The following is a 25,665-nucleotide window of genomic DNA, read 5'->3' on the forward strand; positions in this document are numbered from 1 at the left end:
TATGGATCCGATTTCGAAATTCATGGTCGATCACAAGATACCGATCGGCGCCTGGGGAAAGGCGTTCTTCGGTTTCCTCACCGACAATTTCGACACTGTGTTCAGGGCCTTTTCGAACGGCCTCAATTTCCTGCTCGACGGGCTGGTCGACATCCTTTTGGTGGTGCCGCCAGTGCTGCTGGCGCTCATCGTCGCCATCATCGCCTGGCTGCTGCAGCGCTCGCGGCCATTGGCCATCGGCGTCTTTCTCGGCCTGATCTTCATCATCAACCAGAACCTCTGGAAGCAGACGGTGCAGACGCTGGTGCTGGTCGTGGCCGCCGCCACCATGGCAATGGCCATCGGCGTCCCGCTCGGCATCTGGGCCGCGCACAAACCGAAAGTCTACCGCATCATGCTGCCGGTGCTCGACCTGATGCAGACGCTGCCGACCTTCGTCTACCTGATCCCGGTCTTGACGCTGTTCGGCCTCGGCAACGCGCCCGGCCTCATCGTCACCATCATCTTCGTCATCCCGACCGCGGTGCGCCTCACCCATCTCGGCGTCGTCTCGGTGCCGAAGTCGATCATCGAGGCCGGCGAAGCTTTCGGCGCCACCAAGCAGCAGCTGCTTTGGAAGGTTGAACTGCCCTCGGCGCTGCCGACCATCATGGCCGGCCTGACGCAGTCGATCATGCTGTCGCTGTCGATGGTGGTGTTCGCAGCGCTGATCGGCGCCGGCGGCCTCGGCACTGAAATCAACCGTGCGCTCGGCTCGCGCCGCATCGACCTCGGGCTCGAAGCCGGCCTGGCGATTGTCGTGCTCGCCATCGTGCTCGACCGGATGACGCGTATCGGCGTTGGAGGCAAGAAATGACCGTCGCCGTTGACTTCAAAAATGTCGATATCGTCTTCGGTTCCGATCAGGCCGGTTCGCTGGCGCTGATCGACGGCGGCGCCACGCGCGCCGAAATCCTCGAAAAAACCGGCAATGTGCTGGGCTGCGCGGGCGCCAGCCTGACCGTGCATGAGGGCGAGATATCTGTGCTGATGGGCCTGTCGGGCTCGGGCAAGTCGACGCTGCTGCGGGCCGTCAACCGGCTCAACGTCGTGTCGCGCGGCCAGGTGCTGGTCAAGGACGGTGACAATATCGTCGATGTCGTAACCTGCGATCAGGCGACGCTGCGGCGGCTGCGCCAGAAGCAGGTGGCGATGGTATTCCAGCAGTTCGGCCTGCTGCCATGGCGCACGGTCGAGGAAAATGTCGGCCTCGGCCTCGAGCTTGCCGGCGTGCCGGAGCAGGAGCGCAAGGAGCGCGTGAAAAAGCAGCTCGAACTGGTCCACCTCGACCAGTGGTCGAAGAAATACGCGCATGAACTGTCCGGCGGCATGCAGCAGCGCGTCGGCCTGGCGCGCGCCTTCGCCACCGAGGCGCCGATCCTGCTGATGGACGAGCCATTCTCGGCGCTCGATCCGCTGATCCGCACCAAGCTGCAGGACGAATTGCTGCAGCTGCAGGCGGAGTTGAAGAAGACCATCATCTTCGTCAGCCACGATCTCGAGGAAGCGCTGAAGATCGGCACCCACATCACCATCATGGAGGGCGGGCGCATTGTGCAGACCGGGGCGCCGGAAGATATCGTGCTCAAGCCCGCCAACGACTATGTCCGCGACTTCATCGCCAATGTGAACCCGCTCTCGGTGCTGACCGCCTGGAACGTCATGCGCGACAGCCGCGATCTCGAGCACGGCGATAACGGCTGGGTGTGGCTCGACCGGCGCAAGACGACGCGCTTCAAGATCGACGAGCATGGGCTGGTGGCGGCGGCCGAACGCGACGGCAAGCCAGCGGTATGGGTGTCGTGCGCGGATGTCGAGGCTCAGCCGGAGGAAACGGCGCAGGTGTTCTGGGCCAACCCCGGCACGTCGCTGAAGACGGTGATGCTGGCCATGCACCGCTCGCAGACGGCACCGGTGGCGCTGTTCGACGACCAGTCGCGCTTTGTCGGCGCGATCGGCATACGCGACGTGCTGAGCGCGGTGCTGCGCAGATAGGGAACGCGGTCCTTCGGGACCATCAAGGACAAGGCGCTTTTGCAGCGGATCTGGAATTGGTCGTCTAAACCGCGGGCGGCGCAAGCAGCGCTCGGGCTGATGCTTGTGATTGCGGCGCGGGCGATCCTGGAGTTCTTCAGAATCGGCGGGGCCGCCGGCACACCGCTGAGCGCGGAGCAGGTCTTCTACATAAAAGGCGGGCTTGCGGCGATTATTGCCGCATTGGCCGTTCTTGTCCTGCATGCATTGGGGCGGCACGGCTGGGCGACGCTGTTGTGCGCTGCGGCAATCGTCGCCATGCTGGCATGGAAGATCGCCGTCATTTCCTGAGCAGACAATCAGGGGGAAATCCCCGACAGCCGCGCCTGCTTCAATTCAGCCCGATGCGTTTGGCGCCGAGCCTGAACAGGGCCGTGGCATCCGGGTCGAAGCGGAAAGTGTCGATGAAGTCGTCGGCGCGGTAGCCTGGAAGCGTCTTGCGGATGGCAGCGGCGAAAGTCTTGGCCTCGTCCAGCCGGCCGGCCAGCGCCAGGCAGTGGGCGGCTATCGACAGGATGATGACATGGGCGTTGGGGCGGGCGGCCGCCTTCAGCGCCCAATCAGCCGCTTCGTCGAATTGGCCGAGGCGGACATGGGCCATGGCGCGCGCGCCCAGCATGCCGAACAGCAACGGGTCGAACGGCGACAAATGGCGCGAATGATCCGACGAGCCGATCGCCGCTTGCGGATCGCCCGACTGCGACTGAACGAAGGACAGCGCATAGTGGCCAAGCGCGAAGTTCGGGCTGAGGTCGACGGCTCGTTCCAGCTCGAGCACGGATGCATTTCCTTCGCCGCGCAGCCACAGCGCCCGGCCCATCGCCCAGTGCGCGGCTGGATTGTGGTCGTCGACCAACAGGCTTTGGCCGGCCGCCTCAAAGGCAAGCGCGCTGTCCTGGTCGCGGTCGCCCCAGCGCTGAAAAGCGCTCTGCCAACGGGTGAAGGACAGGCCGGCATAGGCGCGGGCGAAGGTCGGATCCTGCCGTATGGCTATATCGAAGAAATGCTGGGCGAGGTCGTTTTCGCTGCGGGTGAAGCGATACATGTGCCAGAGGCCGCGATGGTAGGCCTCCCAGGCATTGAGCGAATTGGGCGCCTTCAGCATGGCGCGGTTGCGCTCGACCGTCTCGATCTCGGATGAGATAGAGGCCACGATGCTGTTGCCGATATCGTCGAGCACGGACAAGATGTCGTCGGGTCTGCGCTCGAAAGTCTCGGCCCAGACGATCCTGGCGGTGCGCACCTCGACAAGCTCGACAGTGATGATGACGCGGCCCGCCAGGCTGCGCACCGTGCCGGTAGCGACATAGCCGACATTCAGCCGGCGACCGGCATCTTCCGGCGCGATGTTTTTCTCGGCCAGCGCAAAGACCGAGCCACGGGCGATGACGAAGAAATCCTTGAGCTTGGCCAGGCGGGTGATGATGTCGTGGGTAAAGCCATCGGCAAGCCCCCCGCGAATGCCACTGTTGGCGTCTTCGGCGAACGGCATCACGGCAAGCGACGCCTTGTGCGGTGTCGAGGCTTCGGTTTCCGCGAGCGTGCTCGGCGCCTGGTTCGCAGCGGGCGCTGTAGCCGGCTGTGCCGGCAAAGTCCCGCAGGGACGTTCCGCGCGAATGGCCAGCCACGCCTGGCGCACCGGGCCGAAATCCAGATCTTCCGACTGAAAGAGTTGTGCGGCGGACGCCAGATGGTTTTCACAGGCGCCGAACTGGCCGCGCCGCGCCAGCCTTGTCAGAAGGGCGATGTGGGCCCGGCTGTCGAACGGGGTCAGCTCCAGCCATTTTTCGAGGTGGGCGGACGTGTCGTCACTATCGGCAGGGAGCGTCTTGACCAGATGTTCCAGGAGGGCCGCGTGGCAGGAGCCGAAACGACGGCGCTGGGCGGTCAGCCAATTGTTGAAGAGCGGGCTGCGGTCGATCTCCAGCCCCTCCAGAAAATCGCCGACGAAGAGCTTTGACAGCGCTTGCAGCCGCTCGGGGTCGAGCGTTTCTATACCCGCGGCAGCCGCCGACGCGACATCCTGCACGTCGACCGAGACGCCGTCGAGATCGAGCGCGATCGTATCATCAGCGGTTTCGATCCTGCGGCGGTTCGGTTCGTCGAGAGCCGCCCGCAGTTTGCTGAGGTACCAGCGCAGTTCGCCCCTGGGATCATTTGGAACATCCCACAGCAGTTCGCACAGCTTGCCACGTCCGACCGGATGGGGCGCCAGCACCAGATAGGCCAGCAACGCGCGCAGCTTGCGCGATGCCGGCAACGTCACCGGGACGCCGTTGCGCACGATCGCCAGCGGCCCAAACAGGCGCACGCTAAGGCCTTGATGGCTGCTCGCCAGGTTCGATTCCACGCCAGATACCACGCCTGTTCCCACGCTGGCCCGCCGGCCCCTGCTTTATCACCGACCACGACAAAGTGCACCGGCTCGCAAAATTGCGCGCCGAATGTGGTGTTTACCACATTGCGGCACGTCAAGGACCTGTAGTGCGGCAAGGTGTCGAAACCTCGTCGCCCAAACCGCCGGTTTGTAACCGGCCCGTGAGCAAAACCAGGAGCTATCCATGTTGCACAAGCAGAAAATCAGAACCACGGCCGGCCGCGGCCGCCTGTTCGACAGCATTCTCGACACGGTCGGCGACACGCCGGTCATCCGCGTCAACAATCTCGGCCCGGCGCACGCCACCATCTACGTCAAGGCCGAGTTCTTCAATCCGGCGGCGTCGGTGAAGGACCGGCTGGCGCTCAACATCATCGAGGAAGGCGAGCGCAGCGGCGCGCTCAAGCCTGGACAGACGATCGTCGAGGCGACCAGCGGCAACACCGGCATCGGCCTTGCCATGGTCTGCGCGCAGAAGGGCTATCCGCTGGTGGTGACGATGGCCGACAGCTTTTCGGTCGAGCGCCGCAAGCTGATGCGCATGCTGGGCGCCAAGGTGGTGCTGACGCCGCGCGCCGAGAAAGGTTTCGGCATGTACAACAAGGCGGTGGAACTGGCCGAAGCCAATGGTTGGTTCCTGGCCCGGCAGTTCGAGACCAAGGCCAACGCCGATATTCATGAAGCAACCACGGGACGCGAGATCATCAATGATTTCGCCGGCTCGCGGCTCGACTATTTCGTCACCGGCTACGGCACCGGCGGCACCGTCGCCGGCGTGGCGCGGGTGCTGCGCCGCGAGCGGCCGGAGACCCGGATCGTGCTCACCGAACCTGCCAACGCCCAGCTTGTCGGCAGCGGCAAGCCCCAGGTGCGCGGCGCCGGCGGCGCGCCGGCCGCCAGCCATCCGGCCTTCGAGCCGCACCCGATCCAGGGCTGGACGCCGGACTTCATCCCGAACGTCCTGCAGGAAGCGATCGATGGCAACTTCTATGACGAGGTGATGCCGATCGCCGGGCCGGAGGGCATGAAATGGGCCAAGGCGCTGGCGCAGCAGGAGGGCATCTTCACCGGCATTTCCGGTGGCTCGGCTTTTGCCGTTGCGCGCCAGATCGCCGGCACGGCACCGGCCGGATCGGTGATCCTGTGCATGCTTCCCGATACCGGCGAACGCTACATGACGACGCCGCTGTTCGATGGCATCGAGGCCGAGATGAATGCGGATGAGCTTGCTCTTTCGCGCTCGACGCCCGGCTGCCAGTTCCCGGCATGATGGCGCGGGAGCAATCTGCATGGACGCGATGCCTGTCACCTCGGTTGCCGAGGAAACGCTTGACCCCTCGGACTGGGCCGATGTGCAGAGCCTGTCGCATCGGATCGTTGACGATGCCGTCGCCTATTTGCGCGATGTCAGGCAACGGCCGGTGTGGCAGGAGATGCCTGGAGATGTGAGGGACTTCTTCACCGCGTCGCTGCCGCAATCGCCGACACCGCTTGCCGACATCTATGGCGATGTCGTCGACAAGGTGATGCCCTATCCGATGGGCAACATCCATCCGCGCTTCTGGTCCTGGTATATGGGGTCGAGCAACTTCACCGGTGCGCTCGGCGATTTCCTGGCGGCAATCCAGGGCTCCAATCTCGGCGGCGGCAACCATGCGGCCGCCCTGATGGACGGCCAGGTGGTCGACTGGTGCAAGCAGATGACCGGCATGCCGGCTTCAGCCAGCGGCACGCTGGTCAGCGGCGGCTCGATGGCCAACATCATCGGGCTGACCGTGGCGCGCAACACAAAGGCCGGCATCGACGTGCGCGAGCATGGTGTGGCAGCAATCGAAAAGCCGTTGCGTTTCTATGGATCGGACCAGATCCATTCCTGCCATCGCAAGGGCATGGAGGCACTCGGCCTCGGCAACAAGGCGCTGCGCCGGATTGCCAGCGATGCCAGCCTGCGCATCGACATCCAGGCTTTGCGGGCGGCGATTGCCGAAGATCGCGCGGCCGGGTTCAAGCCGGCCTGCATCATCGGCAATGCAGGTACGGTGAACACCGGCGCGATCGACGATCTGCAGGCGCTGGCAAAACTGGCGCATGAGGAGGACCTCTGGTTCCATGTCGATGGCTGCATCGGTGCATTGATCGCGATTGCGCCACAGAATGCGCACCGCGTTGCCGGCCTCGAATGGGCCGATTCCATCGCGCTCGATCCGCACAAATGGCTGCATGCACCGTTCGAGGCAGGCTGCGCGCTGGTCAGGGATGCCTCGGCGCATCGCAAGACCTTCGCGGTGACGCCGGAATATCTGGAATCGACGCCGCGCGGCCTCGCCTCGGGGCAATGGCTGCACGATTACGGCCTGCAGACGTCACGTGGCTTCAAGGCGCTCAAAGTGTGGATGGCGCTGCGGGAACACGGCGTCGAAAAATTCGGCCGCCTGATCGACCAGAACATTGCTCAGGGGCACTATCTCGCGAGCCTGATCGAGGCTGAACCGGCGCTCGAGGTGACGGCGCCGACCAGCATCAATATCGTCTGTTTTCGCTATCGTGCGGGCGGGCTCGATGGCGAGCGCGCGAAGGCGCTCAACACCGAGATCATGCTGCGGCTGCAGGAAGACGGCATCGCCGCGATTTCCGACACGACGGTGCAAGGCCGGCATTGCCTACGAGTAGCGATCAACAATCACCGGACCCGGCGTGAGGACCTTGAGCTTCTGGTCGCAGAGACAGTACGCTTGGGCAACGAGCTCGCTTCTGCCTGACCGGCCATGCGGTCGGGCAGGCGGCTCTCAGCCGCTGGCGGTCTCCTTGAAATCGTCCCCGCCTTCCGTGGCGGGGAACGTCACGCCGGGAACGTAGAATGTGATCGGTCGGATTTCGTAGACTGCCGAGGGGTTCACGCGACGCAAGTCGCGCGCGGCCGCGATCGCCGCCTCCTGCGTGGCGCAGTCGAGGACATACAAACCCAGCAATTGCTCCTTGGTCTCGGCAAACGGACCGTCGATGACGATGCCTTCGCCCGGGCCGCGCAGCGTGACGGCGTCAGCGGTCGCGCCCAGCCTTGCCGCCGGCCCAAGCTTGCCCTCACGGGTCAGCCTGGCATTGACCTCGAGCAGGTCGTGCATCAGCGCCGCATCCTGCTGCGGCGTCAGGGACTGGATGGTCTGTTCGACGTGATAGGCCAGGATGGCGTAAAACATGCGGCGATCTCCTCCTGTTCGAGCGGCCGCACTATTGCAAGGTTGGGTTGGCTGATCCAGCCCCGGTGCCCATCGAGACGGTAGTCTGCTGCCTTATGCCGCCAACGGCAGGCGCAGTTCCGTCTGCAGGCCGCCGCCGGGATGATTGGAGAGATTGACTTCACCGCCGGCGCCGCGGGCGATGTTGCGGGCAATCGTCAGGCCGAGGCCGAGACCGCCGGTCTGACGGTTGCGTGATTGTTCCAGCCGCACGAAGGAACCGAACACCTGATCGAGCTGCGCCTGCGGAATGCCCGGTCCTTCGTCACGGATGACCAGGGTGATCGTGCCGTCCGACTGCCGCAGGCTGAGATGGGCTTTCTTGCCGTAGGTCACGGCATTCTGGACCAGATTGTTGACGCAGCGCTTCAGCGCCACCGGCCGCGCCATGCAGATCATGCCACGCGGCCTGGCGCCGTCATGGTCGAACGAGACGTCTTCGAAACCGTCGGCGATCGATTCCACCAGCGACCAGAAATCGATGCGCTCGCTCTTCTCCTCGGTGACTTCGAAGGTAGCGAAGTCGATGACGGAGCTGGCGATGCTCTCGATGTCGGCGAGGTCGTGGGCGAGCGCCTCGCGCGCCGTCGACTTGCGCAACAGTTCGAGGCGCAGCCGCATGCGGGTCAGCGGCGTGCGCAGATCGTGGGCGAGTGCGGCGGCCAAATGCTCGCGGTCCTCGACATAGTCGCGCAGCCGGACCTGCATGGCGTTGACGGCCTTGGCCGCGGCGCGGATTTCGCGGCTGCCGGTCTCGGCGATCGGCGGGCTCTTCAGATCCGTGCCGATTCGGTTGACCGCTGTTTCCATCATCCGATAGGGCGCCGTCAGCCGGCGCAGCGACCAGATCGACATGATCACCACCAAGGCCGCGATCAGCGAATAGAGCGGCAGGCTGTCGAAGCTCAATATCGGCCCGACCGGCGTGTTGGGCTCGGTGAAGTTCAGCCATTGGCCGTCGGCGAAGCGGACAGATGCCGTCAGCTTGTCGCTTTGGGCGAAGCTGGCCGCCAATCCCAAGAGGTCACGCTCCACCGCGCCGACATCCTTGGTGAGCACCACGCCGCCAGGGGCGTTGGCTGCCTGCGATGCCGGATCGCGCCGGACGCGTGCGTCGGTGATGCCGAATTTCGACAGTCGTCCGACCAGAATGTCCTCGAGCTCGGCCAGTTCGTCGTCGCCGGCGATCGATGAGGTGACGGCGGGCGTGTCCGAAACGGTGAGCGCATAGGTGGCATTGAACAGGCCGGACGCCGTCAGCTTGCGCTGCTCGGGCGTATCGTCATGCATCAGCTGCACCAGCGAATAGGCGCGGTCGTTGAGCCGGTAGAGATCGACCTCGTCATTGGCGACGGCACGGTCGCGCGAGACGATATAGAGCGTCGCGACCTGGCTTATCAGCAGGCCGGCAATGACGATGAGCAAAACCCAGACCGGCAGGGTTTGCGGCAGCAGGCGTCTCATTCGGAGGTGGTCTCGGGCAGGAACTGGTAGCCGCCGCTGCGCACGGTCAGGATCAGTTTCGGCGTCTTGGGGTCGTCTTCCATCTTGCGCCTGAGACGGCTGACCAGAATGTCGATGCTGCGGTCGAAGGAATAGTCGCTGTCGCCGCCGGAAAGCTCGATGAGCTGGTCGCGCGTGAGCACGCGCTGCGCGCTCTTGACGAAGGTCTGCAACAGGTTGAACTCCGCCATGGTCAGTTCGACCCTGACGTCGCCAGGCGCCATCAGCCGGCGGCGCGAGCAGTCCATCGTCCAGCCGGCGAAATGATAGATCTGCTTGGTGGTGGCGCGCTTCGGCTCTGAAGCACCATTGCGCCTCAGCACGGCGCGGATGCGGGCGAGGAGTTCGCGCGGATCGAAGGGCTTCGGTACATAATCGTCGGCGCCCATCTCCAGCCCGACCACGCGGTCGGTGGTCTCGGTAACCGCCGTCAGCATGATGATCGGCGTCGAGTAGCTGGCACGCAGGTCGCGGCAGAGTTCCAGCCCGCTCTTTCCAGGCAGCATCACATCGAGAACGATTAGGTCGACCTGCGTGCGGCGCAGGATGTCGTCCATCTCGATGCCATCGGCGGCAACCGTGGTGCGCAGGCCGCGCTTCTGGAAGAATTCCTGAAGCAGGTCGCGAATTCCCTTGTCGTCGTCGACGATCAGTATGTGCGCATCGGATTTCACGGCGATCCTGTCATTGCTGGCGGCCGGTCGGCGGCTGCCTTTCTGAGTCTGCTTTGGCGACGTCACCCACACGATAGAATTCTGGCCAGATGTTGGCCAGCGGAGACGATCGTGTCTTCAGCCGATTTGCCAGAAACAATCCAGAAACAAAATTCTATAGTTCGGAAAAACTTCCGAAAAAAATCAAGGGCATAAACGGTGCCGTGGCGGTCAGGTCATCGGCTGCGACGCTAGTCTCCGGAGTAACGGACATTACCGATGCACAGGTTCACGATCAGCTTGATGGGTGCGCTGTTCAGCATTTCGCTCGTCACGGCCGCGGTCGCAGCCGCCAGCGCAAAGGTGACGCCGATCACAAGGAACGAGCGCTGCATCGATCTCAATCGCCAGGTAGACGAAGCCCTCGAAACCCATGCCGCGGCAACGCAGGTCACCGCGGCGAAAGCACTGCAAAGAAAGGGAAACCGGTTCTGCGCCAACAAGAAACAGGCACAGGGTATCCGGATGCTCGCGAACGCTTTGAAGCTGCTTGGAGTGACACCGATCGACCCGGTTCAGTGACACTCAAACCGACCCGCACAAAAAAGGAAATGAAGCCATGAAAAAGTCCATCCTCTCCGCCACCGGTCTCGCCGTCGCTCTCGCTTTCGCGATGCCGGCTCTGGGCAATGCCGCTGCCACCACGACCGCTGCTCCGGCTGCCTCGACGGCCGCTCCGGCGACCACGACCGCCAAGCCCCCGGTGAAGAAGGTCGTCGCCAAGAAGCCCGTCAAGAAGCACAAGAAGCACAAGAAGGTCGTCAAGAAGGACGCCCCGAAGGCCTGATCCAGACCAGCCCGACAGGGTTGTCTGTAACAAGGCCGCTCCAGCCATACCCCCCGGCTGGAGCGGCCTTGTCGTACCTGACGAGCATGATTATCCCGTCGATGGGTGCCGGCCACCCAGGACTTTAACCCGTTTGCAATGCCGGTCCGATAGGACAGCCCGCATGAAAAAGCGGCTTTCATCCATTCTACGCTCGATGGCCATCGGCGGCCTTGTGGCCTCGGCTGTGGTCAGGGTGCTGATCCAGTTTACCGCCAGCCCGGTTCCTGATCCGGTGAGCGGGCGCACCGAGCCGTCGCTGTTTGCGCCGGCGATCTCCAGCAACTGGCAATACATCACACCATGGCAGAGCCTGCTGCTTGCCGTGCTCACCGGCGGAGCGTTGGCCTGCTTTCTCGGCTGGCTCGCGGCCGCCTGGATGGAGCGACGGGCGGCCGGATCGAGGCCGGATGCGACATCCAGCGCACGGCAATTCCAGGCTCGTCGCATCGCAGACCGCCAGGGCCGTTGAACCGCAGCAGACAGTTCCTAAATTTGTGAACGGCTGTGCCGCCGGGAAGCCGGTTTCGCGCGCCGATCAAAATGGACGACTGCTTTCCCCCATGACAAAGTGAGAGCGACCCTTGCGCAATGCCGGTTCCCCATGCCTGAAATCACCTCCAAGCCCCGCACCAAGACCAAGCCGCAGACCGAGCGGCCCAAGCTCTACAAGGTCATTCTCATCAATGACGATTTCACGCCGCGCGAATTCGTGGTGACGGTGCTGAAGGGCGAGTTCAAGCTCAGCGAAGACCAGGCGCACCGGGTGATGATCACCGCGCACCAGCGCGGCGTCTGCGTCGTGGCCGTGTTCACCAGGGATGTCGCCGAGACCAAGGCGACGCGGGCCACCGATGCCGGCAAGGCCAAAGGCTATCCGCTGCTGTTTACGACGGAGCCGGAGGAGTAGGTCCAGCGTCTTTCTCCCCGTCACTATACGGGGAGAAATGTCCGGCAGGACAATGAGGGGCGGCGCCGGAGGGTGACAATAGTTTGGATGGTATGTCGTAGAGGATTGCTAGTCATTAAGGTTGGCGCTGCCCCTCATCCGCCCTTCGGGCACCTTCTCCCCGTGAACGGGGAGAAGGAAGAGGCTCTTATCGTCCCTCGCGATACCACATCGCGCCCATCGCCAGGAGCAGCAGGCCGAGGCCGAGGAAGCCGCCGAACAGCGGCACGCGCGAGACTGCTTTCAGCACGCTGTCGTCGGTGCTGCGCAGGCCGATCCAGTCTGCGCCCGAGGCGGCGCCGGAGGCGCGGACCGGGACGATGGAGGGCAAAGTGACGCCGCCGGTGAGCTGGCCAAGGGTGGAGGACGCCGCCAGCCGGCGCACGCTGCCGCCGGTGGCTTCCGCCGGAGCCTTCAGCCGGTTTTCGGTGGAGATGACGTCGGAGAATTCCGGCGCATTGACCGGGCCGACATGGGCAAGGGCGGTCAGGTCACCATTGCCGATCTGGTAGAGACCGATTTCCTTGGTCTCGATGCTGCCGAGGAAGACGCCGGGTTCGGATTTCTCCAACCTGACGATCAGTGCCTTGCCCGACGGGGTGATGACCTGGGCCGGGCCGGGATCGTCACTCATCGTCTGGCGGCGGATTTCCAGCACCATGCCGCGGCCGCCGGCGGTCAGCCGCTCTTCCTCGAGCTCGGGTTCCTTCATCAGCCAGTGGGCGATGCGGCGGTAAAGCTGGACATGCGGGCCGCCGCCCTCGAAGCCGCGCGCCCATAGCCAGCCCTGATCGGACAGAAGCATGCCGACGCGACCTTCGCCCTTGCGGTCGAGCAGAAGCAGCGGCCGGTTGTCGGCGCCCTTCATCACCACTTCGCCTTCGGGATTCTGGACGCCGATGGTGCGGAACCAGCGACTCCAGTGTGGCGGCTCGGAGGCTGAGCCGTCGAGGCCGCGCGTCACCGGATGACGCTGGCCGAGATCGGTGAGGCGGGGATAGAAGGCTTTGTCGATGACTTCGCCGGTCGGCATCGCCGGCAATGACGACATCAGCGGCGTGCGGGCGATCGAGGCGTCGCCGGCATATTCCGGTCCGGCGGCGATCAACAGCGCGCCGCCCTTTTCGACATATTCGGAGATGTAGTCGTAATAGAGGATCGGCAGCACATCGCGGTGCTGGTAGCGGTCGAAGATGATGAGATCGAAATCCTTGATCTTCTCGACGAACAATTCGCGCGTCGGGAAGGCGATCAGCGACAATTCGTTGATCGGCGTGCCGTCCTGCTTTTCCGGCGGCCGCAAAATGGTGAAATGGACGAGATCGACAGAGGCGTCGGACTTCAACAGATTGCGCCAGGTGCGCTCGCCGGCGTGCGGCTCGCCGGAAACCAAGAGCACGCGCAGGTTTTCGCGAATGCCGTCGATCAGCGCGATGGCGCGGTTGTTAGCGTCGGTCAGCTCGCCCGGCTCGCGGTCGATGGAGAGCTCGACGATGTTGCGGCCGGCGCCTGGAATGGTCACTTGCAGCGGCATGGCCTGGCCGATGGTCGCTTCTTCGACCGCGACCTGCTCGCCATTGACGGAGACGCGGACATCGACCGGGCCGGTTTCGCCGTCGGTGGCGATGACGCGGTAGGTCATGTCGAGCGGCTTGCCGACGAGGCCGAAGCGCGGCGCATTCTCGAAGCGGATGCGGCGGTCCTTCTCATGCTCGTCGCCGGTGATCAGCGCGTGCAGCGGGGCGTTGAAGTCGGGCGCGGCGGGCGGCGCATCATGCACCTCGCCGTCGGTGATCATGATGGCGCCACCGATGCGCGAGGGAGGCACGTCGCGGAAGGCGCCTTCGAGTGCTGCGAAAAGCTTGGTCTCGGTGCGCTCGTCCGCGGCTTCCGATTTGCCGGCCTCAACGACGCGCACGTCGAACTGCTTGAAGCGGCCAAGGCGCTGCTGCAATCCGGCCAGCGCTTCGTCAGTCTGTTTGGTTCGGTCGCCTATGTCCTGGCTCTGGCTGCGGTCGACGATGACGGCAACGACGCTTTTCAGCGCCTCGCGCTCCTCATCGAGGAACACCGGGTTGAGCAGCGCAGCACCCAGCGCAAGAAGTGCTGCAAAGCGGAAGATCGCGCCGCGCTGGCGAAACCACAGGCCGACTGCCGCCAGCAACAGCAGAGGTACTAGCACCAAAGCCAGCAAGGGCCAGGACAGCAGCGGTTCGAAGGAGATCGACCAGTTCATGATCTTACTGCCCCAACCGTTCGAGCAGGATGGGCACGTGCACCTGGTCGGATTTGTAGTTGCCGGTCAGCATGTACATCATGATGTTGACGCCGGCGCGCAGCGCATAGATGCGCTGCATCGGGTCCGACGGCACCGTCGGCAAAAGCGGATCGCCATTCTCATCGACAGCCCAGGCGCCGGCAAAATCATTGGCGGTGATCAGGATCGGCGAGACACCGTCGCCAACGCGCACCGGCCGGTTTTCGGCATTGCTGGCGTCGAGCGAGGCTTCCACCCAGAGCGGGCTGCCGGCGAAGCGGCCGGGAAATTCGGGCAGGATGAAGAAGGATTTGGTCAGCACATGGTCGGCCGGCACCGGCTCCAGCGGCGGCACGTTGAGATTGCCGAGGATGTCGCGCAACCGCTCGGTCGCCGGGCTCGCCGAATCGGGGCCGATGCCGTTGGCGAACTGGTCGCGGGTGTCGAACAGAACCGTGCCGCCCTGCTGCATATAGGCGTCGATGCGGGCGATCGCGGCTTCGCTCGGCATCGGCGCCGAAGGGTCGATCGGCCAGTAGATCAGCGGATAGAAGGACAGTTCGTCCTTCGAGATGTCGACGCCCGCCGGCGCGCCCGGCTCGAGCGCGGTCTTCTCGATCAGGAAGCGGGTCAGCCCTTCGAGCCCGGCGCGGCTGATCGAATCGTCGCCCGGCACACCGGTCAGCACATAGGCGATGCGGGTTTTGGCAATGTCCTCGATTGCCGCGGCGTCGCCCGGTTTGGCATCGTCGGCGCGGGCGAGGTCGGCATGGCCAAACAGCATGCCGAGGGCGAGCAGCAGCGCAGCGGTCGTTGCGGCGGCCGAGCGGGCGCGGCGCGGCCGGCGCGACAACAGACCGCCCATCCAGAACACCGCCAGCGTGTCGAGCAGCATGAGCACCAGCGCCGCGGTGACCAGCGGACCCTTGAGGTCGCGCGACTCATCGAAAGCATATTGGATATTGGTCACCGGCACCGTGAATTGCGGGCGTACCAAGAGCGCGAAGGCTGTGGCCGGATCGAGCAGATTGTGGGCGAACACGCCGGTTTCCGAGCCGTAGAGGCCGGGCGGGTTCTCGAACGTCACCGGCAGCGGGCCGGCGACGGGCACCAGCGGCCGTGCATCCGGCGTCGGCGGCACCAGCGTGCCGTCGGCCGCGATCATGCGGTAGGGCGCCAGCGAAGTGGCTGCGGCTTCGGCGTTGGCGACCGCTGCCCCCTGGTTGCGCGATAGCTGCACGATGCGCCGCAGCATCTCGACAAAGCTGCCGGAGATCGGCAGCGTCGACCATGTCGCTTCCGGGGTGACGTGGAACAGCACCAGCGTGCCCTTGCCCTTTTTCAGCCCGGTCACCAGTGGGGTGCCGTCGGCAAGCGTTGCCCAGGTGCGCTCGACGATGTCGGGTGTCGGCTCGGCCAGGACTTGACGGCTCACCGTGACTTCCGCCGGCGGGGCAAGGTCGGCAAAGGGGCCGTTCTTGGGAAATTCAGTGACCGCCTGCGGCGTCGTCCATGACAAGGAGCCACCGAGCGAACGCTCGCCGGTGCGCAGCCTGACTGGCAGAAGATCGTCGTCATTGCCGGCGGCGGCCAGCCGCGACCCGGCGAAGCGCACCAGTGTGCCGCCATTGTCGACCCAATCGACCAGCCGCTGACGGACCTGCGGCGGAATGGTGCCGATATCGGCCATGACGATCATCGCCGGCTTCTGGTCGAGGAGCTGCGGGATGGCGTCGGCGAGGTCGGCGCTCGACGGTTCGACCAGATCGGCGAAGGGCTGCAGCGCGCGCCTGATATAGTAGAGCGGCGACAGAAGCGGCTGCGCCTGGTCTGCTTCGGCCTGCGACAACAGCCCGACGCGTCGGCGCTTCGAGCTTTCGTCGAGCACGCGCACCGCACCTGCCTGGCGCTCGCCATCGAGGGCGATCGAGGCGAAGTCGTTGCGCAGTTCGAACGGAACCGCCATTGTGCCGGTGGCGGTGGTTTCGCCGGGGGCGAAAGTTAGCGTCGCATCGGCGATGCGGCGGCCCTTATCGTCGAAGGCGCCGGCGGTGACCTGTGCCGGCGCCGGATCGCCCGGCGCGCGGACGGCGGTCAGGGCGAAGCCGTCGACCTGGTTTTCGGCGCCGGTCAGCCCGGTCAGCGCCAGCCGGTCGGAACTGGCCCAGACGACACGGGCGGCATTTTTCGACAACAGCGTGTTGAAGGCGGCCTCGTCGCCTTTGGCCGCGAGGCCGTCGGCCAGCACGGCAACGCTGGCGCCGGGCAAGGTCTCCAGCACGCCGGCGACGCGGGAATAGACGGCGGGGCGGTCGGTCGGGATTGGGCGCGGTTTTGCCGCGCGCAGCCGGTCGAGGGCCGCAGCGGCGTCGAAGGGGCCGATCTCGGCATTCGGCTTTTCGGCGGTGAAAGCGATGACGACCGGCACGCCGTTCGAACCGGCATCGGCGATCAGCCGTTGCGCGGTGGCGACGCGCTTGCCCCAATCGGCGGCACTTGCCCAGTCGTTGTCGATGACCAGCGCTAGGGCAGCACCCTCGGCCGGCAGCTTTTCGCGCGGGTTGAAGACGGGTTCGGCCAGTGCCGCGACGACAAGGGCTGCCATCAGCAGCCGCAGCAGCGTCAGCCACCACGGGCTCTGCTGCGGCGTCTCCTCGCGCTTCAGCACGCGGGCGAGGATCTTCAGCGGTGGAAACACTTCCGTCTGCGGTTTGGGCGGCGTCAGCCTGAGCAGCCACCAGATCACCGGCAGCGCCAACAGGCCCCACAACACCATGGGAGCGCCAAAGGAGAGCGGCAGCCAGCTCATGCGCCGGCCTTTCCGGCGAACGCACCATCGGCGGTCATCGCCATATGGATGCGCACCAGCGCCTCGGAGGCGAGGCGATCCGTGTGGTTGACGGTATAGCTCCAGCCGAGCCGCTTGCACCAGCCGGCCAGCTCCTGGCGGCGGGCGGTGTAGAGCAGGCGGTATTCGTCGCCGAGCATTTCGGCGCGGCCAGCGGTCAGCTTGTCGCCGGTCTCGGGATCGGTGAATTCGGTGCGGCCGGCATAGGGGAAGGTCTCCTCGGCCGGGTCGGCAACCTCGATCAGATGCGCGCGCACGCCATGACGCGCCAGCACGTCGAGCCAGGCCATGGTCTCCTCGACCGGATCGAGAAAATCGCTGACGATAACGATGTCGCAGAAGCGGCGGATGGCGGACAGGTCAGGCTTTGCCGGCGGATCGGCGGCGTGCATCAATTGCGCTGCGATGCGCTCGGCGCCGTTGCGGGCGGTGAACGGGTCGGTCAGACCCGGCCAGGCGATGCGCTCGCCACTGCGCGACAACAGTTCGGCCATGGCCAGCGCCAGCACCAGTGCACGCGATTCCTTGGAAACGCTGGCGCCGGTCGATTTGTAGAGCATCGAAGGCGAGGGGTCGGCCCACAACCACACCGTATGGGCAGCCTCCCATTCGCGGTCGCGCACATAGGTATGGTCGTCGCGGGCCGAACGGCGCCAGTCGATGCGTGAGGAATCACCTTCGACATAGGGGCGGAACTGCCAGAAATTCTCGCCGATGCCACGCTTGCGGCGGCCATGCCAGCCGGCGATCACGGTGTTGACGATGCGGCGCGCCTCGACCAGCAGGTCCGGCACCAGCGAAGCCCGCAACCGGCCTCTGGCGAGCGCGTCGCGCGTCGCTGCCGGTGTCTGGACTTCGCCGATACGCGCCATCAGATGCCTTTGGCCAGTTTCGCCACCACGTCACGCACGGTCGTGCCCTCGGCGCGGGCGGCGAAGGTCAGCGCCATGCGGTGCTGCAGCACCGGCTCAGCCAGCGCTCGGATATCGTCGACCGACGGCGCCAGCCGTCCGTCATAGAGGGCGCGGGCGCGGGCGCAGAGCGTCAGCGCCTGGCTGGCGCGCGGGCCTGGACCCCAGGCGACATGCTTGTCGGTCTCGGCATTGCCCTGGCCGGGACGCGCCGAGCGCACCAGCTTGAGGATGGCGTCGACGACGCTCTCTGGCACCGGCATGCGGCGGATCAGCGTCTGGATCTCCCTCAGCCGCGCCGGCTGCAGGACGTTTTGCGCCTTGGCGTCCTCGATGCCGGTGGTTTCCAAGAGGATGCGGCGCTCGGCCTCGATCTCGGGATAGAGGATGTCGACCTGCATCAGGAAGCGGTCGAGCTGCGCCTCGGGCAGGGGATAGGTGCCTTCCTGCTCCAACGGGTTCTGCGTCGCCAGCACGTGGAAGGGCGCCGGCAGGTCGTGGCGCACGCCGGCGATGGTGACGTGATATTCCTGCATCGCCTGCAGCAGCGCCGACTGGGTGCGCGGCGAGGCGCGGTTGATCTCATCGGCCATCAGCAATTGCGCGAAGATCGGGCCGGAGATGAAGCGGAAGGAGCGCTTGCCGGCCTCGTCCTGCTCCATCACCTCAGAGCCGAGAATATCGGACGGCATCAGGTCGGGGGTGAACTGGATGCGGCGCGAATCGAGGCCGAGCACGACGCCGAGCGTTTCGACCAGCTTGGTCTTGGCAAGGCCAGGCACGCCGACCAGCAACGCATGGCCGCCGGCGAGCAGCGCCACCAGCGTGCGCTCGACCACCGCTTCCTGGCCGAAAATGACGCGGCCGACGCCATCGCGGACCCGGGAAATATCGGCCAGCGCCGTCTCCGCCTGGGCGATCATGTCCTTTTCGCTGATCGGGCTTTCCTTGACCATCACGCTCATGCCGCATCGATCCTTGTGTTGGAAGTACCGGCTTGCATTCTCTTTGATGCATGTCGTTGACCCAGAACCGCTCGACACTTCTGGGCGACATGCATTGTAGTGCCGCAGAATGCCTCGATTCGGCCTCGCCTGGCGCCTGCATTTCAACTTAAATCACAGACTTAGGCTGACAAGCGGAACAACAGTGACTATTTCGTGACCATGACGGAGCGCTCCGAACATCGCGAACAAAGCCTTACCGGTGCCATAGAGGCGCGCGGCCTGGAGGCGCTGATCTCGCGCGCCACCCGCGCCGGCAAGGGCGCGGCGCCGGTAGAGCGCTGGAATCCCGACTTTTGCGGCGATCTCGACATGGAGATCAAACAGGACGGCACCTGGTTTTATCTCGGCACGCCGATCGGCCGTATGCCGCTGGTGCAGCTGTTTTCCACTGTGCTGCGCAAGGACGAGGACGGCAGGACCTATCTGGTGACGCCGGTCGAACGGGTCGGCATCCGCGTCGTCGACGCGCCGTTCATTGCCGTCGAAATGGATGTTTCCGGCGCCGGCGTCGAGCAGACCATCACCTTTCGCACCAATGTCGGCGATGTCGTCGAGGCCGGACCCGGCCATCCGCTGCGCTTCGTCGACGAGAACGAGACCGGTGGGCTAAAACCCTATGTGCTGGTGCGCGGACGGCTGGAAGCGCTGGTGTCGCGGCCGGTAATGTACGAGTTGGTCGAGCATGGCGAGGAAATCGACATCGACGGCAGGACGATGTTTGCCGTGCGTTCGAAAGGCGAGGTCTATCCGATCATGCCGGCGGAAAAGCTGAAGCGGCTGAGCGCATGATGGACCAGGTAACGCCGCCGCCGTTTTCCACAGCGGATTTTCGCGCGCGGGTCGCGGCGCAGGCTGAAGCCCATGCCGGCGACGATTATGGCGACCATCGTTTCAATCCCGGTCATCCCCGGCTGAAGCAGCTGAAAGCCTTGCGCGATGCGGCGGTGCTGATCCCGGTCGTCGATCATGGGCGCGATGCGACCGTGCTCTTGACCAAGCGGGCGGAAAAGCTGCGCAGCCATTCCGGGCAGGTGGCTTTCCCCGGCGGCACCATCGATGCGACCGATGCGACACCGGAAGCAGCGGCCTTGCGCGAAACCTTCGAGGAGATTGGGCTCGGCCCGGACCGCATCGAGATCATCGGCCGCATGCCCGATTATGTCGCCGGCAGCGGCTATCGCATCGCGCCGGTGCTGGCGGTCGTCAAGCCCGGTTTTACGCTGTCGCTCAATGCCGACGAGGTCGATGCCGCCTTCGAAGTGCCGCTCTCCTTCCTCATGGATCCGGCCAATCACACCAGGGACAGCCGCATGTGGAACGATCTCGAATGGTTCTTCTACGAGATGCCCTATGGTGGCCAGCGTATCTGGGGCGTCACCGCCGGCATCATCCGCACGCTCTACGAAAGGCTCTATGCTTGAGTGATCCGATATCGCTGGCGGGCAGGGCCGACTGGCTCGCTGAAAAGCATCTGCAACGGCTGCTTGCCGTGCTGGCGCAAGGCGGCGAACAGGCGCGTATCGCCGGTGGCGCGGTGCGCAACGCGCTGATCGGCCAGCCGGTCGCCGACATCGATATCGCCACAACATGCCTGCCTGACGAGACCATCCGTCGCGCCGAGGCGGCGGGTTTCAAGGCGGTGCCGACCGGCATCGAGCACGGCACGGTCACGGTGATCGCAGCCGGCACGCCGTATGAGATCACCACGCTGCGTGCCGATATCGAGACCGACGGGCGGCGGGCAAAAGTTTCGTTCGGGCGCGACTGGAAGGCCGACGCCGAACGGCGCGACTTCACCATCAACGCGCTCTATGCCGAGGCCGACGGCACGGTCATCGACCTGGTCGGCGGCGTCGCCGATATCGAGGCGCGCCGGCTGCGCTTCATCGGCGATGCCGAACAGCGCATCCGCGAAGACTATTTGCGCATATTGCGCTTCTTCCGCTTCTTCGCCTGGTATGGCGATGGCCGGCCCGATGCCGACGGGCTGAAAGCCTGTGCCCGGCTCAAGGAAGGGCTCGGCCAGCTCTCGGCCGAGCGCATCTGGTCCGAACTGAAGAAGTTGTTGTTGGCCCCAGACCCGTCGCGCGCGCTGCTGTGGATGCGCCAGGCCGGCGTGCTGACCAGCGCGCTGCCGGAGAGCGAGAAATGGGGCATCGATGCCATACACGGACTGACCAAGACCGAGAAGGATCTGAGCTGGGCACCGGACCCGCTGCTCAGGCTGGAGGCGATCGTGCCGCCGGATGCCACGCGGATGAAGACGCTGGCCGAGCGGCTGAAGCTCTCCACCAATGAGGCGGATCGCCTGCGGCATTGGGCGCTGGCGGCTTCCGTCGAGCCCAAGACGAGCGAAGCGGAACTGGCCAAAAAACTCTATGCTGGCGATCGCCAGGGTTTTGTCGATCGCCTGCGGCTGTCGCTCGCCTCGGCGCGGGCGCGCGCTGTCGAGGACAGTGACGCCCTCATCCAGGCCGGCGGCTTTTCGCGCCTGCTGGCTTTCGCGCTGAAATGGGAAAAACCGGTGTTCCCGGTCAAGGGCGCCGATCTGACGGCACTTGGAGCGTCGCCCGGGCCCAAACTCGGAGCGATCCTGAAAAACCTTGAAAAGGAATGGATCGGCTCCGGCTTTTCGCTCGATCGCGACGCGCTGCTTGAGCGCGCCGCGGAGGCCTTGAAGGCCGGGTAGGGTATCTTCTTGCCGCAATTCCCTGGGGAAAGCGCTACGCGTTTTCCCGGGAAAAGCGCTACACACTTTTCCTGGAATTGCTTTTGTTCAGGCCGCGTCGCGGACCTTTTCGATGCGCGAACGGATCGCTTCGATCATCGTCTCGCGGATGATCGTTTCGCCATGCGTCTCGCGCATGTGGTCGACGGCGCGGCGCATGACCTCGGCCTCCTCGTCGGCACGGGTGTGCCACTCGCAGCCGGGAACCAGCGAGCCGCAATGGAATTCCTTCATGGGATTTTCTCCTTTCCTCCTGGGAGCCTGCGCCTCTCATGGGCACACGAAGCTCCGCCACCTTTGTTGCGCGCCCTGTCGTAGCAGTCGGTTTGGGGGCACGTATGGGGGAACAAGCATAACACGGTTCGGCGGTTTTGGTTGCCGTGGGCGTGAAAAAGGCGGAGCAGCGCTGCTCCGCCTCTCTACGCTGACCCGGAGAAAGACCAACTCGGTCTAGTTCCGGGCGGTCCGTCACTTCATGATCTTGACTGCCTCGGCAACTTTGTTCTTGCCGCTCATGTCCCAGGAAACGCGGACCTTTTCGCCGGCCTTCAGGCCAGGATCCTTGAAGGTCTTGGGCAGCGTAAAGGTGGATCCATCGTCCAGAACAAGGCTCATGGCCGTTCCATCATAGGTCTTGACCGTGCCCGTGGTGTGCTTGACCGCGGCAAAGGCGATCGAACCGGAAGCGAGAAGGGCAGCGGCGGTTGCCGATACAATGAGCTTTCGCATGGTAAGTACTCCTGGAAAAATGCGGGGCATTCGATTGGGAGAATGCTCCGCCTTGTTCAGGGCCGTCCGGTAGCGTCGTGTCGCGACACCCCTTGTATTGCTCTTGAGGGGGCCGCCGGCGCTTCCCGGCCCGGAAACGACAAATAGGCCTTTTATTTCAATTGCCTATTAGACGAAAAAGATAGTTCAGCTGCCACATTGCATGCCCAGATTCTGCGAATGGGACAGCTTTGCGGCTCACGCTCCGCTCACCGAATTTTTACGGCCACCTGACCTCGGGGGGCAGGCTGGACAGGATCGAAGCGACATTGCCGCCGGTCTTCAGGCCGAAGATGGTGCCGCGATCGTGAAGAAGGTTGAATTCGACGTAACGGCCGCGACGAATGAGCTGTTCGTCGCGGTCATCGTCGGTCCAGTTTTCGTTGAAATGGGCCCGAACCAGGTGGCCGTAGACGACAAGAAAAGAACGCCCGACATCCTGGACGAAGTTCAAATCGGCGTTCCAGCCGCCTTTGTCCTCGCTTGAATGCAGCCAGTCGAAAAAGATGCCGCCGACGCCGCGCGGCTCGTTACGGTGCGGCAGGTAGAAATACTCGTCGCACCAGGCCTTGAATTTGGGGTGGTCGGCTACGCCGGCATTCTTCTCGCAGGCGAACTGCATGGCGCGGTGGAAGGCGACCGTATCGGGGTCCTCCTCGGTGCGGTGGCGGTCGAGCACCGGCGTCAGGTCGGCGCCGCCGCCGAACCAGTGGCGCGATGTCACGACCATGCGCGTGTTCATGTGCACGGCAGGGACGTTGGGGTTCCACGGATGCGCGATCAGCGAAATGCCTGATGCCCAGAAGCTCGGGTCTTCCTCGGCGCCGGGCATCTGCTTCCTGAATTCGGGCGAGAATTCGCCATAGACGGTCGAGGTGTGGACGCCGACCTTCTCGAAGACGCGGCCCCGCATCATCGACATGGTGCCGCCGCCGCCCTTGCCCTGGTCGCGCTCCCACGGCGTCTTTTCGAAGCGGCCGGGCGACCATTCGGCCAGCGGTCCCTGCAGTTCCTGTTCGATCTGCTCGAAGGTCGTGCAGATGCGCTCGCGCAGCGTCTCGAACCAGAGCCTGGCCTTCATCTTCTTCTGTTCGATGTCGGCGGGAAGGCCTGCCGGTATTTCTGGTCGTTCCAAAATCAGGTCTCCGGTCTCAGCCGACAAAGGACTCGTCTTTTCCGGGCGCGATCCCTAATCTCTTAAGGGCAAGGGTCAAGTGTCATCTGGTCAAGGCCCCAGGAGTTCTTTCATGCGCACCCCGGCAAGACCGCCGCTGGATGGCTTGAAGAAGCGGCTCGACCGTTCGCGCGCCGAGCACGAGCGCATGCCGCGCGACGGCTTCCTTCGCGAAACCTTCGTCCTGCCGCGCTCGGATGCGCGCCTCAAAGCCAAGGAATGGTTCGAACGCTTTCCCAAGCAGGCCTACTGGACCGAGATCGAAAGCTGGTTCGAACGGCCGGGAGACGTCATCGAATTCACGATACGGCGGCTGCCGGCGGCGGATTAGGACTCCACCAGCAGCCGTCTTGCCCCCGGCCCTTGGGCACTCAACCGGTCTTCCTTGTTCCGCAGTGGGCATTTGTCGATCGACATGCAGCCGCAGCCGATGCAGTCGGTCAAGCCGTCGCGCAGCTTCTTTAGCTGGCTGATTTTCTGATCGAGGTTGTCGCGCCAAGCCGTTGAAAGCAGATTCCAATCCTCGCGAGTCGGCGTGCGGCCTTCAGGTAATGATTCAAGAGCAGCGCCGATCTCGGCCAGCGAGATGCCGACCTCCTGGGCAACCCGGATGATGGCCACCCGCCGAAGCACGTCGCGGCCATAGCGCCGTTGGTTGCCTGACGTGCGGTGGCTGCGGATCAGCCCGCGCGCCTCGTAGAAATGCAGCGCCGACACTGCCACACCGCTGCGCATGGCCACCTGGCCAACCGTCAGTTCCTCACCAGGAGCCATCTCGATTTTTCCGCTTGACCTCAACTTAAGTTGAGCTTGTAGCCAAGAAAACGTGGATGTGCAAACGAAGGAGAAGGCGATGTGCGCCTGGACGAAGATGACGGGAGTTGACGGTGAACCGCTAGAGCAGTTCACCATTTCACGGAAACGGTTAACTGCTCTAAGTCCTTGTCTTGACGCAATTCCGGACGGAAAACCGCTTCGCACTTTTCCTGGAATTGCTCTAGCCGAGCTGCCGGATGGCTTCGCCGGCGGCCATGGCGACGGACAGCGCGACATTGATGCTGCGCGTGCCCGGCTGCATGGGGATCGTCAGCCGCGCATCCGCCGCCTGATGGATAGGATCCGGCACGCCAGCGGATTCGCGACCGAACAGAAGAACGTCACCTTTGGCGAAGGCGAAAGCCGTATAGGCGGTCGTGGCTTTGGTCGACAGCAGCACCAACCGGCGCGCGCTCGCTTGGCGCCAGTCCTCGAAGGCGTTCCAGTCGACATGCCGGGTCAGGGCAGCCATTTCGAGGTAATCCATTCCGGCTCGTTTGAGCGCCTTGTCGGAGAGCGGGAAGCCGGCCGGCTCGATGATATCGACGGCGAGACCGAGGCACGCGGCGAAGCGCAGGATTGTCCCGGTGTTGCCGGCGATGTCAGGTTGGTAGAGGGCGATGCGGAGACGAGAGTTCATTTCCGCGTCTTTCTAATAAGTGGCAGATCGGCCACAGCGGACTCCTGGTTTTGGAAATTGCTGGACCTGCGGGTGGCCATTTTCTGCGAAGTCGATTATACCGCACGCATTGTCAACCCGAACCGATGGAGGGGTATTTCATGATGACCATGCACATCCAGCGCCCCTCTCGTGGGCTTACCTGCCTGCCGGCGGTTTCGGTACGACGATTTACCTGACTTCTGAGATCTGATCGCACCGATTCCCGCCGAACCAAGTTTTCGGCTTTCGAAGGAATCCTGCGATGTTTTTCAACCTGTTGAAGGGGCCAAGCGCCCCACCTGAGCGTGTCCCGACCGAGGCCTGTTCTCGCGTCCCGACCGATGCAATCCGTGCCTCCGGCCGAATGCCGGCGCACGATGTTGCTTCGCCTTTTTATCTCTATTTTCACACGGAGGACGGACCGATGTTCGATCCCTACAGAATACCTGGTTCAAGAAGCCTGCACGAGCGCAAGACGGCGACCTGGGCGTTGCTGATCGGCGAGACCTATTCGTCGGCGGTTCACGCCGAGAGCCGCCGGCGTCCGCATCGCGGCATGCTGCCGGATGTCGATTTCTCGCGCGCGGTTCCCGACCACAGCCGGCCGTCGCTGGTGCGCCGGATCATCCGGCTGATCCGGCCTGGCACGAAAAACCGGGCTGGCGGCGGCGTGCCGTCAGGTCAGTCGAACGCGTCTGTCGGCGAAAAGCCCGCAAGTCCCTATATTGCGCGAAGCAGGACCGATGGCCCGGGTGATTCCGGGCCGTCGGTCCCTGACGCCGTACGGTCCGGAGATTTCTCCCACGCCGCGTGAGCGG

General features: G+C 64.3%; 27 protein-coding genes. 14 read left to right on the top strand and 13 right to left on the bottom strand.

Features of this window, described 5'->3' with window-relative positions:
* Position 1: 1 nt before the first annotated feature.
* The 3 genes from choW to AC1D1B_RS13650 all read left to right on the top strand — a co-directional run bounded on the left by choW (position 2) and on the right by AC1D1B_RS13650 (position 2,364).
* Positions 2-856, top strand: coding sequence for a choline ABC transporter permease subunit (gene choW / locus AC1D1B_RS13640; protein WP_181061315.1), 855 nt, complete (start codon positions 2-4; stop codon positions 854-856).
* On the top strand, positions 853-2,034 hold the full coding sequence (choV, locus tag AC1D1B_RS13645) for a choline ABC transporter ATP-binding protein (protein ID WP_477260683.1): 1,182 nt from the start codon (positions 853-855) through the stop codon (positions 2,032-2,034). Before choW ends, choV begins: the two co-directional genes overlap by 4 nt.
* Before the next feature lie 99 nt (positions 2,035-2,133).
* Positions 2,134-2,364 carry a hypothetical protein gene (locus tag AC1D1B_RS13650; RefSeq protein ID WP_477332908.1) on the top strand — a complete coding sequence of 77 codons (231 nt, stop codon included), beginning with the start codon at positions 2,134-2,136 and terminating at the stop codon, positions 2,362-2,364.
* 40 nt (positions 2,365-2,404) lie between these two features.
* On the opposite strand, the gene AC1D1B_RS13655 is transcribed toward AC1D1B_RS13650, so the two are convergent.
* Entirely contained in the window at positions 2,405-4,423 is a 2,019-nt protein-coding gene (locus AC1D1B_RS13655; RefSeq protein WP_477332910.1) for a transcriptional regulator, read from the bottom strand.
* Positions 4,424-4,634: 211 nt separating this feature from the next.
* Between AC1D1B_RS13655 and AC1D1B_RS13660 the strand changes: the two genes are divergently transcribed.
* Positions 4,635-5,720, top strand: a complete 1,086-nt coding sequence (locus AC1D1B_RS13660; protein WP_477332912.1) for a PLP-dependent cysteine synthase family protein — start codon at positions 4,635-4,637, stop codon at positions 5,718-5,720.
* Positions 5,721-5,739: 19 nt separating this feature from the next.
* The gene (locus AC1D1B_RS13665) at positions 5,740-7,209 is read left to right on the top strand and encodes a pyridoxal phosphate-dependent decarboxylase family protein (RefSeq protein WP_477332914.1); all 1,470 of its coding nucleotides are present in this window, start codon (positions 5,740-5,742) and stop codon (positions 7,207-7,209) included.
* A gap of 27 nt (positions 7,210-7,236) precedes the next feature.
* On the opposite strand, the gene AC1D1B_RS13670 is transcribed toward AC1D1B_RS13665, so the two are convergent.
* The 3 genes from AC1D1B_RS13670 to AC1D1B_RS13680 all read right to left on the bottom strand — a co-directional run bounded on the left by AC1D1B_RS13670 (position 7,237) and on the right by AC1D1B_RS13680 (position 9,863).
* On the bottom strand, positions 7,237-7,647 hold the full coding sequence (locus AC1D1B_RS13670) for a YciI family protein (RefSeq protein ID WP_477332916.1): 411 nt from the start codon (positions 7,645-7,647) through the stop codon (positions 7,237-7,239).
* A gap of 93 nt (positions 7,648-7,740) precedes the next feature.
* A complete protein-coding gene (locus tag AC1D1B_RS13675) occupies positions 7,741-9,150 on the bottom strand; it encodes an ATP-binding protein (RefSeq protein ID WP_477332918.1) in 1,410 nt (469 codons plus the stop codon).
* Positions 9,147-9,863, bottom strand: a complete 717-nt coding sequence (locus tag AC1D1B_RS13680; protein ID WP_477332920.1) for a response regulator — start codon at positions 9,861-9,863, stop codon at positions 9,147-9,149. Before AC1D1B_RS13680 ends, AC1D1B_RS13675 begins: the two co-directional genes overlap by 4 nt.
* Before the next feature lie 258 nt (positions 9,864-10,121).
* On the opposite strand from AC1D1B_RS13680, the gene AC1D1B_RS13685 reads away from it, so the two are divergent.
* The 4 genes from AC1D1B_RS13685 (at position 10,122) to clpS (ending at position 11,638) form a co-directional block, all read left to right on the top strand.
* Entirely contained in the window at positions 10,122-10,424 is a 303-nt protein-coding gene (locus tag AC1D1B_RS13685) for a hypothetical protein (protein WP_477332922.1), read from the top strand.
* Between the two features lie 37 nt (positions 10,425-10,461).
* Positions 10,462-10,689 (top strand): hypothetical protein, encoded by a 228-nt coding sequence (locus AC1D1B_RS13690; protein ID WP_477332923.1) that lies wholly within the window; start codon positions 10,462-10,464, stop codon positions 10,687-10,689.
* A gap of 163 nt (positions 10,690-10,852) precedes the next feature.
* Entirely contained in the window at positions 10,853-11,200 is a 348-nt protein-coding gene (locus tag AC1D1B_RS13695; protein ID WP_477332925.1) for a hypothetical protein, read from the top strand.
* Positions 11,201-11,332: 132 nt separating this feature from the next.
* Positions 11,333-11,638, top strand: coding sequence for an ATP-dependent Clp protease adapter ClpS (gene clpS / locus AC1D1B_RS13700; RefSeq protein ID WP_181061326.1), 306 nt, complete (start codon positions 11,333-11,335; stop codon positions 11,636-11,638).
* Between the two features lie 187 nt (positions 11,639-11,825).
* Here clpS and AC1D1B_RS13705 read toward each other — a convergent pair whose 3' ends face one another.
* Genes AC1D1B_RS13705 through AC1D1B_RS13720 form a run of 4 tightly spaced genes read right to left on the bottom strand, consistent with a single transcriptional unit; the run spans position 11,826 to position 18,658 of the window.
* Positions 11,826-13,913 (bottom strand): hypothetical protein, encoded by a 2,088-nt coding sequence (locus AC1D1B_RS13705; protein WP_477332927.1) that lies wholly within the window; start codon positions 13,911-13,913, stop codon positions 11,826-11,828.
* Positions 13,914-13,917: 4 nt separating this feature from the next.
* Entirely contained in the window at positions 13,918-16,743 is a 2,826-nt protein-coding gene (locus tag AC1D1B_RS13710; RefSeq protein WP_477332929.1) for a DUF4159 domain-containing protein, read from the bottom strand.
* Positions 16,740-17,654 (bottom strand): DUF58 domain-containing protein, encoded by a 915-nt coding sequence (locus tag AC1D1B_RS13715; RefSeq protein ID WP_477332931.1) that lies wholly within the window; start codon positions 17,652-17,654, stop codon positions 16,740-16,742. Before AC1D1B_RS13715 ends, AC1D1B_RS13710 begins: the two co-directional genes overlap by 4 nt.
* Positions 17,654-18,658: an AAA family ATPase gene (locus AC1D1B_RS13720; RefSeq protein ID WP_477260657.1), complete on the bottom strand. Its 1,005-nt coding sequence runs from the start codon at positions 18,656-18,658 to the stop codon at positions 17,654-17,656. Before AC1D1B_RS13720 ends, AC1D1B_RS13715 begins: the two co-directional genes overlap by 1 nt.
* A 201-nt stretch (positions 18,659-18,859) precedes the next feature.
* Here AC1D1B_RS13720 and AC1D1B_RS13725 point away from each other — a divergent pair, with 201 nt between their 5' ends.
* Genes AC1D1B_RS13725 through AC1D1B_RS13735 form a run of 3 tightly spaced genes read left to right on the top strand, consistent with a single transcriptional unit; the run spans position 18,860 to position 21,389 of the window.
* A complete protein-coding gene (locus AC1D1B_RS13725) occupies positions 18,860-19,489 on the top strand; it encodes a DUF1285 domain-containing protein (RefSeq protein WP_477333314.1) in 630 nt (209 codons plus the stop codon).
* Positions 19,489-20,121, top strand: coding sequence for a CoA pyrophosphatase (locus tag AC1D1B_RS13730; RefSeq protein ID WP_477333315.1), 633 nt, complete (start codon positions 19,489-19,491; stop codon positions 20,119-20,121). The genes AC1D1B_RS13725 and AC1D1B_RS13730 overlap by 1 nt, the downstream gene beginning before the upstream one ends.
* A complete protein-coding gene (locus AC1D1B_RS13735; protein WP_477332933.1) occupies positions 20,118-21,389 on the top strand; it encodes a CCA tRNA nucleotidyltransferase in 1,272 nt (423 codons plus the stop codon). The genes AC1D1B_RS13730 and AC1D1B_RS13735 overlap by 4 nt, the downstream gene beginning before the upstream one ends.
* A gap of 87 nt (positions 21,390-21,476) precedes the next feature.
* On the opposite strand, the gene AC1D1B_RS13740 is transcribed toward AC1D1B_RS13735, so the two are convergent.
* The 3 genes from AC1D1B_RS13740 to hemF all read right to left on the bottom strand — a co-directional run bounded on the left by AC1D1B_RS13740 (position 21,477) and on the right by hemF (position 23,331).
* On the bottom strand, positions 21,477-21,662 hold the full coding sequence (locus tag AC1D1B_RS13740; RefSeq protein ID WP_454577264.1) for a DUF1059 domain-containing protein: 186 nt from the start codon (positions 21,660-21,662) through the stop codon (positions 21,477-21,479).
* Positions 21,663-21,896: 234 nt separating this feature from the next.
* Positions 21,897-22,157, bottom strand: a complete 261-nt coding sequence (locus tag AC1D1B_RS13745; protein WP_477332935.1) for a DUF1344 domain-containing protein — start codon at positions 22,155-22,157, stop codon at positions 21,897-21,899.
* 259 nt (positions 22,158-22,416) lie between these two features.
* A complete protein-coding gene (hemF, locus tag AC1D1B_RS13750) occupies positions 22,417-23,331 on the bottom strand; it encodes an oxygen-dependent coproporphyrinogen oxidase (protein WP_477332937.1) in 915 nt (304 codons plus the stop codon).
* A gap of 112 nt (positions 23,332-23,443) precedes the next feature.
* On the opposite strand from hemF, the gene AC1D1B_RS13755 reads away from it, so the two are divergent.
* Positions 23,444-23,701: a hypothetical protein gene (locus tag AC1D1B_RS13755; RefSeq protein WP_181061334.1), complete on the top strand. Its 258-nt coding sequence runs from the start codon at positions 23,444-23,446 to the stop codon at positions 23,699-23,701.
* Here AC1D1B_RS13755 and soxR read toward each other — a convergent pair.
* Both soxR and AC1D1B_RS13765 read right to left on the bottom strand, forming a co-directional pair.
* Positions 23,698-24,144, bottom strand: coding sequence for a redox-sensitive transcriptional activator SoxR (gene soxR / locus AC1D1B_RS13760; protein ID WP_477332940.1), 447 nt, complete (start codon positions 24,142-24,144; stop codon positions 23,698-23,700). The two genes, AC1D1B_RS13755 and soxR, sit on opposite strands and share 4 nt — an antisense overlap.
* 223 nt (positions 24,145-24,367) lie before the next feature.
* Positions 24,368-24,826 carry a tRNA (cytidine(34)-2'-O)-methyltransferase gene (locus AC1D1B_RS13765; protein WP_477332942.1) on the bottom strand — a complete coding sequence of 153 codons (459 nt, stop codon included), beginning with the start codon at positions 24,824-24,826 and terminating at the stop codon, positions 24,368-24,370.
* A 445-nt stretch (positions 24,827-25,271) separates the two neighbouring features.
* Between AC1D1B_RS13765 and AC1D1B_RS13770 the strand changes: the two genes are divergently transcribed.
* On the top strand, positions 25,272-25,661 hold the full coding sequence (locus AC1D1B_RS13770; protein WP_477332944.1) for a hypothetical protein: 390 nt from the start codon (positions 25,272-25,274) through the stop codon (positions 25,659-25,661).
* Positions 25,662-25,665 lie beyond the last annotated feature (4 nt).

The sequence above is a fragment of the Mesorhizobium sp. P2_C5_2 genome, assembly GCF_056404535.1.

Excerpts from the sequence above, each read along its gene's own strand:
- AC1D1B_RS13675 (WP_477332918.1), bottom strand. The coding sequence starts at position 9,150 with ATGAGACGCCTGCTGCCGCAAACCCTGCCGGTCTGGGTTTTGCTCATC.
- AC1D1B_RS13725 (WP_477333314.1), top strand. The coding sequence starts at position 18,860 with ATGACGGAGCGCTCCGAACATCGCGAACAAAGCCTTACCGGTGCCATA.
- soxR (WP_477332940.1), bottom strand. The coding sequence starts at position 24,144 with ATGGCTCCTGGTGAGGAACTGACGGTTGGCCAGGTGGCCATGCGCAGC.
- AC1D1B_RS13730 (WP_477333315.1), top strand. The coding sequence starts at position 19,489 with ATGGACCAGGTAACGCCGCCGCCGTTTTCCACAGCGGATTTTCGCGCG.
- AC1D1B_RS13650 (WP_477332908.1), top strand. The coding sequence starts at position 2,134 with ATGCTTGTGATTGCGGCGCGGGCGATCCTGGAGTTCTTCAGAATCGGC.
- AC1D1B_RS13715 (WP_477332931.1), bottom strand. The coding sequence starts at position 17,654 with ATGGCGCGTATCGGCGAAGTCCAGACACCGGCAGCGACGCGCGACGCG.
- AC1D1B_RS13660 (WP_477332912.1), top strand. The coding sequence starts at position 4,635 with ATGTTGCACAAGCAGAAAATCAGAACCACGGCCGGCCGCGGCCGCCTG.
- clpS (WP_181061326.1), top strand. The coding sequence starts at position 11,333 with ATGCCTGAAATCACCTCCAAGCCCCGCACCAAGACCAAGCCGCAGACC.
- AC1D1B_RS13665 (WP_477332914.1), top strand. The coding sequence starts at position 5,740 with ATGGACGCGATGCCTGTCACCTCGGTTGCCGAGGAAACGCTTGACCCC.
- AC1D1B_RS13755 (WP_181061334.1), top strand. The coding sequence starts at position 23,444 with ATGCGCACCCCGGCAAGACCGCCGCTGGATGGCTTGAAGAAGCGGCTC.
- choW (WP_181061315.1), top strand. The coding sequence starts at position 2 with ATGGATCCGATTTCGAAATTCATGGTCGATCACAAGATACCGATCGGC.
- AC1D1B_RS13765 (WP_477332942.1), bottom strand. The coding sequence starts at position 24,826 with ATGAACTCTCGTCTCCGCATCGCCCTCTACCAACCTGACATCGCCGGC.
- AC1D1B_RS13740 (WP_454577264.1), bottom strand. The coding sequence starts at position 21,662 with ATGAAGGAATTCCATTGCGGCTCGCTGGTTCCCGGCTGCGAGTGGCAC.
- AC1D1B_RS13685 (WP_477332922.1), top strand. The coding sequence starts at position 10,122 with ATGCACAGGTTCACGATCAGCTTGATGGGTGCGCTGTTCAGCATTTCG.
- AC1D1B_RS13670 (WP_477332916.1), bottom strand. The coding sequence starts at position 7,647 with ATGTTTTACGCCATCCTGGCCTATCACGTCGAACAGACCATCCAGTCC.
- AC1D1B_RS13745 (WP_477332935.1), bottom strand. The coding sequence starts at position 22,157 with ATGCGAAAGCTCATTGTATCGGCAACCGCCGCTGCCCTTCTCGCTTCC.
- AC1D1B_RS13690 (WP_477332923.1), top strand. The coding sequence starts at position 10,462 with ATGAAAAAGTCCATCCTCTCCGCCACCGGTCTCGCCGTCGCTCTCGCT.
- choV (WP_477260683.1), top strand. The coding sequence starts at position 853 with ATGACCGTCGCCGTTGACTTCAAAAATGTCGATATCGTCTTCGGTTCC.
- AC1D1B_RS13695 (WP_477332925.1), top strand. The coding sequence starts at position 10,853 with ATGAAAAAGCGGCTTTCATCCATTCTACGCTCGATGGCCATCGGCGGC.
- AC1D1B_RS13770 (WP_477332944.1), top strand. The coding sequence starts at position 25,272 with ATGTTCGATCCCTACAGAATACCTGGTTCAAGAAGCCTGCACGAGCGC.
- AC1D1B_RS13720 (WP_477260657.1), bottom strand. The coding sequence starts at position 18,658 with ATGAGCGTGATGGTCAAGGAAAGCCCGATCAGCGAAAAGGACATGATC.
- AC1D1B_RS13710 (WP_477332929.1), bottom strand. The coding sequence starts at position 16,743 with ATGAGCTGGCTGCCGCTCTCCTTTGGCGCTCCCATGGTGTTGTGGGGC.
- AC1D1B_RS13705 (WP_477332927.1), bottom strand. The coding sequence starts at position 13,913 with ATGAACTGGTCGATCTCCTTCGAACCGCTGCTGTCCTGGCCCTTGCTG.